The organism is Arthrobacter pascens, assembly GCF_017052465.1.
Classification (GTDB): Bacteria; Actinomycetota; Actinomycetes; order Actinomycetales; family Micrococcaceae; genus Arthrobacter; species Arthrobacter pascens.
On record NZ_JAFHKT010000120.1, the window covers coordinates 76,575 to 85,231 of the forward strand.

The 8,657-nt window shown below is 67.0% G+C and carries 9 protein-coding genes and 1 tRNA gene; 5 read left to right on the top strand and 5 right to left on the bottom strand.

Annotated features, from left to right (window positions below; translation table 11 throughout):
• Nucleotides 1-89 precede the first annotated feature (89 nt).
• Nucleotides 90-166: transfer RNA gene (locus JYA52_RS06745), tRNA-Pro, on the top strand.
• A 65-nt stretch (nt 167-231) separates the two neighbouring features.
• Here JYA52_RS06745 and JYA52_RS06750 read toward each other — a convergent pair.
• On the bottom strand, nt 232-576 hold the full coding sequence (locus JYA52_RS06750) for a hypothetical protein (RefSeq protein ID WP_205652425.1): 345 nt from the start codon (nt 574-576) through the stop codon (nt 232-234).
• A gap of 118 nt (nt 577-694) precedes the next feature.
• Nucleotides 695-889, bottom strand: a complete 195-nt coding sequence (locus tag JYA52_RS06755) for a hypothetical protein (RefSeq protein ID WP_205652426.1) — start codon at nt 887-889, stop codon at nt 695-697.
• Nucleotides 890-1,030: 141 nt separating this feature from the next.
• Between JYA52_RS06755 and JYA52_RS06760 the strand changes: the two genes are divergently transcribed.
• Nucleotides 1,031-2,293 carry a helix-turn-helix domain-containing protein gene (locus JYA52_RS06760; protein ID WP_205652427.1) on the top strand — a complete coding sequence of 421 codons (1,263 nt, stop codon included), beginning with the start codon at nt 1,031-1,033 and terminating at the stop codon, nt 2,291-2,293.
• Here the strand turns inward: JYA52_RS06760 and JYA52_RS06765 are convergent.
• Nucleotides 2,290-3,246, bottom strand: coding sequence for a phosphoribosylaminoimidazolesuccinocarboxamide synthase (locus tag JYA52_RS06765; RefSeq protein ID WP_205652428.1), 957 nt, complete (start codon nt 3,244-3,246; stop codon nt 2,290-2,292). The genes JYA52_RS06760 and JYA52_RS06765 overlap by 4 nt on opposite strands.
• Nucleotides 3,243-4,565, bottom strand: a complete 1,323-nt coding sequence (gene purD / locus JYA52_RS06770) for a phosphoribosylamine--glycine ligase (protein WP_205652439.1) — start codon at nt 4,563-4,565, stop codon at nt 3,243-3,245. The genes JYA52_RS06765 and purD overlap by 4 nt, the downstream gene beginning before the upstream one ends.
• 108 nt (nt 4,566-4,673) lie before the next feature.
• Here purD and JYA52_RS06775 point away from each other — a divergent pair, with 108 nt between their 5' ends.
• The 3 genes from JYA52_RS06775 (at nt 4,674) to JYA52_RS06785 (ending at nt 7,776) form a co-directional block, all read left to right on the top strand.
• Nucleotides 4,674-6,251, top strand: a complete 1,578-nt coding sequence (locus tag JYA52_RS06775; RefSeq protein WP_205652429.1) for a molybdopterin-dependent oxidoreductase — start codon at nt 4,674-4,676, stop codon at nt 6,249-6,251.
• A gap of 81 nt (nt 6,252-6,332) precedes the next feature.
• On the top strand, nt 6,333-7,349 hold the full coding sequence (locus tag JYA52_RS06780; protein WP_205652430.1) for an asparaginase: 1,017 nt from the start codon (nt 6,333-6,335) through the stop codon (nt 7,347-7,349).
• Nucleotides 7,350-7,398: 49 nt separating this feature from the next.
• On the top strand, nt 7,399-7,776 hold the full coding sequence (locus JYA52_RS06785; RefSeq protein WP_205652431.1) for a sterol carrier family protein: 378 nt from the start codon (nt 7,399-7,401) through the stop codon (nt 7,774-7,776).
• Between the two features lie 200 nt (nt 7,777-7,976).
• On the opposite strand, the gene JYA52_RS06790 is transcribed toward JYA52_RS06785, so the two are convergent.
• Nucleotides 7,977-8,657: HNH endonuclease (locus tag JYA52_RS06790; RefSeq protein WP_205652432.1), on the bottom strand; the 681-nt coding region annotated here is incomplete at its 5' end.

Below are 8,657 nucleotides of genomic sequence, written 5' to 3' on the forward strand. Positions count from 1 at the left end.
ATCAGGTGCTTCTGCATCCCGTGCACGGCACCGATTTCGCATGTGCCCCTCTCATCCGTTATTCTTGTTTAGTTGCTTTCGCAGCGGATCGGGATGTAGCGCAGCTTGGTAGCGCGCTTCGTTCGGGACGAAGAGGTCGCAGGTTCAAATCCTGTCATCCCGACCAAACGAAAGAGGGTCTCCCCCAGGGAGGCCCTCTTTTTTCGTCAGTTCACAGCCAGAGCCCCCGGTTCAGAGCTCCTGGTTCGTGATGTTCTGCCGCGCCCCTCCGTCACCCAGCAGCGGAATCCTCGGGCGGTTCGAGCCGTCATCCTCCAGATAGTCGCCGCGGCTCTCATAACCCTGGACAGTGTTCACATAGCGGTGGCGCAGCCGCAGGCCGACGGAGAAAAGCACCAGCGCCTCCAGCAGCGCCGCAATGCCGATGATCCCCCAGACGAGGGACCCGGTGTCGGCCGTTCCGCTCAGCACGCTGAACACGGATGTCCCGGCAACCGCCGCCACGATGAGCGAGGTGCCGGCGATGGTCCACAGGAAGTACGCCCGCTGCAGCCCGGTGGTCGTCCGTCGTTTCATGGTGCACTCCTCGCTAGATGGATCAACTTGATGGTTCCGCAGTACAACGGGTGAAAAGAAACGGCTCCGGGACATGGTTCGCGCATGTCCCGGAGCCCGGTTTCCTGAGGAAGCCTTATTACATCGGATCAGGCCAGTTGCCGATCGACATGTAGTTCGTGCCGTCCACGCTCATCGGATCAGGCCAGTTCCCAATGGCAACGGCTGTGCCCGCGTTGTCAGTGGTCGGACCGGCAGACAGAACGGCCGGAGCCGTGGCGGAGAATGCGAGTGCCCCTGCCAGCGCGGCAGCGGCTGCAATCTTCTTCAACATGTGAGTTCCTCAATACGAGTCGGATTCGTTACTTAGTCAGCACAGTCCTTGTTGACATACATTGTAAAATGTTTTCCACAGGGGCTGTCAACCATGGCGTATAACACTGGCGTACGACACTGTCCGGAATAGGAGGATCCCGTGGGGAACGGTTTCGGAGAGAAGCTCCGAGCAGAGCGGCTGGAGCGTGGCCTGACCCAGGCGGAATTGGGCAGGGATCTGTACTCTCCCAGCTATATCTCCTTGCTGGAGACCGGCCGCCGGGAACCCACAGCGGACGTCATCGAGGAGCTCGCCCGCCGGCTTGAGCTCGCGCCCAAAGCGCTCGAGGCATGGAGCCAGCCCATCTCGGTCAGCGACGCCGAATACGTTCTCGCCGGCCTGTACGCCCGGCAGGCCTGGGACCTCCGTGATTACGCCCTCGCCGCTGAGCATGCCGCCGCAGCTGCCCGGATCGCCCTTGAAGGCAAGAACACCAGCGCCTGGTGGAACATGACCTACATGCAGGCCGAGTGCCTCATGAAGCAGGGCCAGCTCAAGGAATGCCAGAAGATCATGGAGCACCTGCTGGAGCACCCCATGGCCACCGAATCTGCGGGGCTCGGGGTGCGTGCCCGCCAGATGCTCGCCGCGCTGTGCCACGGACAGGGCCAGCTCGGCGCCGCCGTGGAGCATGCGCAGCTGGCCGTGGAACAGTGCGCGCAGCTGCCCAAGGGTTCCACCCTGATCATCGGCGCGCTCCGCGCCCTCATCGGTGCACTCGCTGAAAGCGGGCGGCTGGATGAAGCCTGGACGTACTGCCAGGACATGAACGAGCAGATGGATGAGCAGTCCATGTCCCAGCTGGCCGGCGAGGTGGCCTGGGTCATCGGGAACGTCGCGTTCATGCGTCACGACTACCCCGAGGGAATCAGGCACCACGAGCGCGCGGCCAAGCTGCTCTCCCCCGCGAACGACATCGACCTCTGGGCCCGCTTCAACAAGGCGTCGGCCGCCGTCCGGCTCTCGTCCGGGATCGTCGAGCCCGAAACGCTGTCCGCCATAGAACGCGCCGAACTTGCGCTGTCCATCGTGGGCGGCAACAAGACCGACCAGCTCGAGGTGGCTTTCATCCGTGCGCGCTGGCTCTACCTCACCGGCGACATCGTGGCCGCCGTGCAAAAACTGCGCGAGATTCATACGGAGCGCGCCGCGCTCGCCAAGCACACAGCGGGCGAGGTCTCCCTCCTGCTGGGCAAGTCACTGAAGGCGGCCGGCGAAGCCGAGGAAGCGCTGGTGCTCCTGCAGGAAGCCCAAAAGGAGTTCAGCGCGGCCGGCGCCCAGGACCGCGTGCAGCAGGCCCTGGACGCCATGCTCGAGATCAGGCTGGCGCAGCGCCGGGCTGAGGCAGCCGAAGCCAGCTAGAAGGTCCGGCCGGTGAGCTTTTCGTAGGCCTCAACGTAACGTGCCCGGGTGCGCTCCACGACGTCCGCGGGCAGTGCCGGCGGAGGGGTGTCCGAGGCCTTGTCCCAGCCGGACTCGGCCGAGGTCAGCCAGTCGCGGACGTACTGCTTGTCGTACGACGGCTGGGCCTGGCCCGGCTTGTAGGTCGAGGCGTCCCAGAACCGCGAGGAGTCGGGGGTGAGGACCTCGTCGCCGAGCGTGATGGTGCCGGTCACCACGTCGTAGCCGAACTCCACCTTGGTGTCGGCGAGGATGATGCCGCGTTCGCGGGCAATCTCCTCCGCCTTGGAGTAGATCTTCAGGGTCAGCTCGCTGAGGCGGCCCGCGATGTCGTCGCCCACCATGGACACGACCGCGTCATAGGTAATGTTTTCGTCGTGCTCCCCCACCGCGGCCTTGCCCGACGGCGTGAAGATGGCCTTCTCGAGGCGGGAGCCGTCCACCAGACCCTCGGGGAGCGGAATGCTGCACACGGTGCCGGACTGCCGGTACTCCGCCAGTCCGGAGCCGGTCAGGTAGCCGCGTGCGATGCATTCCACCGGGAACATCTCCAGTTTCTTGCAGATCATGCCGCGGCCTTCCACAGCGGCGGGCACGCCGTCCTCCACGGTGGACGCCAGCACGTGGTGCTCAACGTCGAGCTGGTCAAACCACCAGAGGCTCAGCTGGGTCAGGATGCGGCCCTTGTCCGGGATCTCGCTGCTGAGCACGTGGTCAAAGGCGCTGATGCGGTCGCTGGCCACCACGAGCACGCACTCCTGCCCGAACTGGGTGTTGATGGACGCGTCCGCCGGTTCATACAGGTCGCGGACCTTGCCCGAGTAGACGTGCTTCCAGCCCGGGAGATCCAGAGTTGACGTCTCAAGGCCACGCTTGGGGGTGTCTGCGGTGTTGATAGGTTCAGTCACGGTCATGCCTTTGCTGTCGGGGCGGAGCCGGTCTGGGCTGAGGAGTTGCCCGCTGCCAGCTTGATTTCACCGCGGGCTGCCTTGCCGCCGATGTCCCGGCGGAACTGGGCGCCTTCGAGCTGGACCAGCTCCACGCCGTCGTACGCCTTTTCCCTCGCTTCCACGAGGTCGGAGCCAAGCGCCACCACGGCGAGGACCCGGCCACCGGCCGAGACCACTTTGCCTTCGTCATCGAGCTTTGTTCCGGCATGGATCACGTGCACGCCGTCGAGCTCGTCCACTTTCTTCAGGCCGCGGATGCGGTCGCCGGTACGCGGGGTGTCGGGGTAGTTTTCAGACGCCACGACGACGGCGACGGCAGTCTCCCTGGACCAGCGCAGCTCTTCAGCCTTGTCCAGTTCGCCCTTGGCGGCTGCCAGGAGCAGGGAACCGAGGGGCGTCTTGAGACGGGCCAGCACCGCCTGGGTTTCGGGATCGCCGAACCGGACGTTGAACTCGATGACCCGCGTGCCGCGGGATGTCAGGGCCAGTCCGACGAACAGGACACCGACGAACGGGGTGCCGCGCCGGGCCATCTCGGTGATGGTGGGCTGGGCCACGCGGTCGATGACCTCCTGGACCAGGCCCTTGGGGGCCCATTCCAGCGGCGTGTAGGCGCCCATGCCGCCGGTGTTGGGGCCCTCGTCGTTGTCGTAGATGCGCTTGAAGTCCTGCGCCGGGGACAGTGCCACCGTATTGCGGCCGTCGCACAGGACAAACACCGAGACCTCGGGACCGTCCAGGAATTCCTCGATGACGACGGTTCCCCCCGCATCGAAGCAGGTCTGGGCGTGCGCCAGGGCGTCGTCGCGGCTGTTGGTGACCACCACGCCCTTGCCGGCGGCCAGGCCGTCGTCCTTCACCACGTACGGCGCACCGAAGGTGTCAAGGGCCGCCGCGGCTTCCTCGGCGTTGCCTGCCACGAGGGCCATGGCCGTGGGGACGCCGGCCTCAGCCATGATCTGTTTGGCGAAGGCCTTGGAGGCTTCGAGCTGGGCGGCCGCCTTGCTGGGCCCGAACACCGGGATGCCCGCGGCGCGGACGGCGTCGGAAACACCGGCGGCAAGCGGAGCCTCGGGCCCCACGACCACCAGGTCGACGTCGAGCCGGGTGGCGAGCGCCGCCACGGCATCCGGATCATTCCCGTCGATGGCGTGCGTGGGCACGAGCCTGCTGATGCCGGCGTTGCCTGGAGCCGCATGGACTTCGGAAACGTTGGGGTCTGCAAGCAGGGAACGGACAATGGCGTGTTCGCGGCCACCGGGGCCAATGACGAGTACCTTCACAGTCTCCAAGCGTACTTTGTGGACGCCCCGGGCTCCTAAGCTATGTCGGCGCGGGCATCGGGACGGCATCGGAACCATCCCGGGGACCCGCCGCTACGAACCAACGGCATGAGGAAGCTGATGAAGTGGATTAAGGGTCCCACCGCGATGGCGGCGCTGGCCGGCGTGGCGGCGGCCGCCGTCGTTCTTTCCGTTGCGGAGCTGATCGGAGCGTTCTTTACCGCCCGGGCGACTCCCGTCCTTGCCCTGGGCTCCACTTTCATTGACTTCACGCCGCCGTGGCTGAAGGATTTTGCGATCGCCACCTTCGGCACGGGCGACAAGGCGGCACTGTTCGTGGGCATGGGCCTGACCATCTTCGTGCTCGCGTGCGTGCTGGGCGTGGTGGCGCACCGGAAGTGGGCGCTGGGCGTGGCCGGGGTGTTGCTGATGGGCGCGGTGATGGTGGCAAGCGTGGTGACGCGGGCCGGCGTGAAGCCATCGGATGCGGTTCCCACACTCCTCGGAACGCTTGCCGGGCTTGCCGTCCTGCGGCTTCTGGTCTCCCGGCTGTGGCGGCTGCAGCCTTTTCCCGACGCCCCGGCCGACGTCGCGGCGAAAGAGCCCGAACGCCCGGCCACCTCCCGGCGGGCGTTCTTCGCCTCCACCGCCGTTGCCGCGGCCGCGGCAGGCATCGCCGCCACAGGGGGCCGGCTGCTCAGCGCCGCGCGCAGCAATGTGGCCCAGGCCCGGGCGTCGCTGCGGCTGCCGGTTCCGGCGAAGGCCGCCGCAGCCCTTCCGGCCGGCCTGCAGTCCGCCACGCCCGGAGTCACGCCCTGGCTGACACCGAACGGCGATTTCTACCGGATCGATACTGCCCTGAGCGTTCCGGAAATCAATGCCGCCGAATGGGAGCTGCGGGTGCACGGACTGGTGGAGCAGGAAATCCGGCTGACCTTCCAGGACCTGCTCGACGCCGACCTGATCGAGTCCCATGTGACCCTCACCTGTGTTTCCAACCCGGTGGGCGGCAACCTCGCCGGCAACGCCAAATGGCTGGGGCTGCCCATCCGTGACGTCCTCAGCCGGGCCCGGCCCAAGGACGGGGCGGACATGGTCCTCTCCACCTCGATCGACGGGTTCAGTGCCTCAACGCCGCTGGAGGTCCTGCAGGACGACCGGGACGCCATGCTGGCCATCGGCATGAACGGCGAACCGCTGCCGCTGGAACACGGGTACCCCGTGCGCATGGTGGTCCCCGGGCTGTACGGCTTCGTGTCCGCCACCAAGTGGGTGGTGGACCTCGAAGTCACGCGCTTCGCCGACAGCCAGGCGTACTGGACGCAGCGTGGCTGGTCCGAACGCGGCCCCATCAAGACCATGGCCCGGGTGGAGGTGCCGAAGTCCTTCGCTGTGGTCAAGGCCGGGCGGGTGGCGGTCGGGGGAACGGCCTGGGCCCAGACCCGCGGCATCAGCAAGGTGGAGATCCAGATTGACGGCGGCGAGTGGGCACCCGCGGTGCTCTCAGAAGAAGCCTCGGTGGTGACGTGGCGGCAGTGGTCCTTCGATTGGGATGCCAAGCCGGGAGCCCACTACATCAAGGTGCGCGCAACGGACGGAACGGGCGAGGTCCAGACCGAAAAGCGCGCCGATCCCGTGCCCGACGGCGCCTCCGGATGGCAATCCGTCATGGTGACGGTCGAGTAGCGTGCCGGAAACACCCTGGCCAGGGCGGCCTGCCGGAAGGGGTTCGAGGGTAATGCCAATCCGGCACCATAGACTGGGGCCATGCCCCTAAATCCGCATGCCACGTTCACTGTGGAGTCCGCCGTCGAACTCGCGGTCATTGAACGGAGCGGCTTCATCGAATCGCGGCACATCGGAGCCGCCGTGGTCCTGGCAGGGGACGGCACCGTGGTCACGGAACTCGGAGACATCACCACGCCGATCCTTGCCAGGTCCACGCTCAAGCCGCTGCAGGCCCTGGCCTCCATGCAGGCCGGCGTACCGCTCCGCGGCGCCCAGGTGGCGCTTGCCTGCGCCAGCCACACCGGGTCCCTGGACCACATGGATGTTGTAGAGGGCATGCTCAAAGCCGCCGGTGTGAAGGAGAACCAGCTGCAGTGCCCGGAGGCCTGGCCGCAGGATGAAACGGCCCGCACCTGGCTCACCCGCACCGAGAAGGGCAAGTCCCGCCTGGCCTTCAACTGCTCCGGCAAGCACGCCGCCTTCCTGTGGGCGTGCACGGAGAACGGCTGGGACACGCACAGCTACCTCGAACCCAACCATCCCCTGCAGCAGCGCATCCGCTCCGTCATCGAGGAATACTCGGAGGAGAAGATCGCCCACCTCGGCATCGACGGCTGCGGCGCCCCGGTGGCCGCGATTTCCCTGACGGGACTGGCCCGGGCCTACTCCCGGCTCGGAAAGGCGCCAGGCGACAAGAACTCCAACGCCCGCGCCGCCACGATCGCCACGTCCATGCTGGACTATCCGTGGGCCGTCCAGGGCAGGGGCGAAGCGAACACCATCGTCATGGAGGAGCTGGACGTCATTGCCAAGATCGGCGCCGAGGGCGTGCTCGTGCTGGCCACGCCGCAGGGCGTCTCAGCGGCAGTGAAGGTGCTGGACGGCAACCTGCGGGCCACGTCCCTTGTGGGACTGACCCTCCTGGCTGCGGTGGGCGCGGTGGACATCCCGGGGGTGTCCAGTGTCCTGGAGAAGGTGGTTGAGCCGGTCCTCGGCGGCGGGCGTCCGGTAGGCAAGATCCGCCTGGGCCACGCGGTCTCGGCACTGCTGGACTAGTTTTTACTCCACCTCAGCAACCAAATTCCACAGCACCCAAGGAGGCAGCGTGGCTGTTGCGCGGCGCAGAATTGACATCGACGAAGGCAAAGCGGCACTTGCTACGTGGCGGGATGCCGGCCACGCGCCGTCGGACGCTCCCGTGCCCCGCTCCGTGATCGCGACGGCGGTGCGGTACACCCTCGAGGAGGTCACCGCCCGGGCACCGGGCAACTCGGTGGAGGTCCGCGTTCCGCCGTTCGGTGTCACGCAGTGTGTGGAGGGTCCCCGCCACACGCGCGGCACTCCCCCGAACGTCATCGAGTGCGACGCCGGCACCTGGCTGGCGATGGCTACCGGCACATTGAATTGGGCGGATGCCGTGGACGCCGGGCGCGTCGCGGCCTCCGGACTCCGCGCGGACCTCTCCGCGCTGCTGCCTCTCTGAACCTGCCCCTCAGAACCGGCGCCGCCCTAAGCACATGCGGGAGCCGGGAGCCGCCGCAGGCTTGGACTAGGGACCCTTGTAGGCGTAGCCACGTAAGAACTAGGGAGGTCGGCCCAGAGGTTCAGGCACCTGCTCGCGGCAGCCTGAAGGATTCCTGTAACCGGTATGTGATGGCGATACCGGTTAACGGTTACCGCGGTTTAGGAGGCTCGCTCCAGTCGTTCCGTTTGGCTGGTTCCGGGCAGCGGCGGTGCCGTGGAGTGGTAGCCGTGGCCGGTCGGCGTTCGGAGTTCGATGGTGTGCCTCAGTCGATCTGCGCGCGCGGGGCCGGGCCGGGGTATGGCTTGCCAGCCTGGGGTTTCTTTGGTGTGGTTGCAGGCTTCGCAGAGCCCTGCTGCGTTTTCGAGGCTGGTGGTTCCGCCGTTGTGCCAGGGAACGATGTGGTCGTGGTGGCGGATGGGGGCGTCGCAGTAGGGGGTGCGGCAGGTGTCATCGCGGGCCTGGGTGAAGCGCTTCAGCGGGGCCGGGAAGAGGCGTGCCCGTGAGTCCATCGCAACGAGCTCTCCGGTTCCGGGGGCGGTGTAGAGCCGGCGAACCCAGACGCTGAGTTCCTCACTGCTCGCCGGCTCGACAGCACGGGCCATCGTGCGGGCCCAGCCTGCCGGGACCACGCCGTAGCCGGGGAGCCGGGCCGGCTCAGAGTCGCCCTGGAAGAGGGTGCGGTCGGTCATGATGAGCTGGATCTCGATGCCGGTGATCCCGCCGGGGGTGCCGGTGGTCCATTCGACCAGGTCATCGGCCATGATCTGCCCGCGGGCGCGTTCATCCCCGCCGGAGCGCAGGCTGTCCGCGTGCCGGGTCAGGGCCGCGTGCACGGCGAC

Bases quoted from the DNA above. Each gene is read 5' to 3' on its own strand.
- JYA52_RS06750 (WP_205652425.1), bottom strand. From the start codon at position 576: ATGAAACGACGGACGACCACCGGGCTGCAGCGGGCGTACTTCCTGTGG.
- JYA52_RS06755 (WP_205652426.1), bottom strand. From the start codon at position 889: ATGTTGAAGAAGATTGCAGCCGCTGCCGCGCTGGCAGGGGCACTCGCA.
- JYA52_RS06765 (WP_205652428.1), bottom strand. From the start codon at position 3,246: ATGACCGTGACTGAACCTATCAACACCGCAGACACCCCCAAGCGTGGC.
- JYA52_RS06775 (WP_205652429.1), top strand. From the start codon at position 4,674: ATGAGGAAGCTGATGAAGTGGATTAAGGGTCCCACCGCGATGGCGGCG.
- JYA52_RS06780 (WP_205652430.1), top strand. From the start codon at position 6,333: ATGCCCCTAAATCCGCATGCCACGTTCACTGTGGAGTCCGCCGTCGAA.